This window comes from Bradyrhizobium sp. WYCCWR 12699, assembly GCF_032144035.1.
Lineage (GTDB): Bacteria > Pseudomonadota > Alphaproteobacteria > Rhizobiales > Xanthobacteraceae > Bradyrhizobium.
In genome coordinates, this window is sequence record NZ_JAVTJN010000040.1 from 1 (window position 1) to 584 (window position 584).

A 584-nucleotide genomic window follows, 5' to 3' on the forward strand; every position below is an offset into this window, starting at 1 on the left:
ACTGGTCCTGAATTCAGCTACCAAGGCTCACCTGTTACGCAAGGTCAAATCGCCTGGACGCTCATGGGAGTCGAGGCGATCACGGGTGGTTACGAGGTGGCATGGAAGAGTGGGGCACAGTTCACAATCTGGTATACGGATGGCAACGGCAATTACACGTCGAACGCTGGGTTGCTCGCGGCGAGCAGCAACGCTCTAGAGTCTTTCGAAACGAGCTTTCATCAGGATCTGAATGGTGACGGCGTTATTGGCATCCCGGCAGGTGTGTCGGGAACGGTGATCGAGTCGTTTGGCGCGACGAGTCTTGTTCAGGTTGGAAGCAACTATTTCTTCAATCCAGTTGGTGGGGGAACTGGTCCTGAATTCAGCTACCAAGGCTCGCCTGTTACGCAAGGTCAAATCGCCTGGACACTCATGGGAGTCGAAGCGATCACGGGTGGTTACGAGGTGGCATGGAAGAGTGGGACACAGTTCACAATCTGGTATACGGATGGCAACGGCAATTACACGTCGAACGCTGGGTTGCTCGCGGCGAGTAGCAACGCTCTGAAGTCTTTCGAAACGAGCTTTCATCAGGATCTGAA

General features: G+C 54.1%; 1 pseudogene. It reads left to right on the forward strand.

Annotated features, from left to right (window positions below):
• Window positions 1–584, forward strand: a pseudogene (locus tag RPS27_RS39570) (protease); the annotation flags it as partial.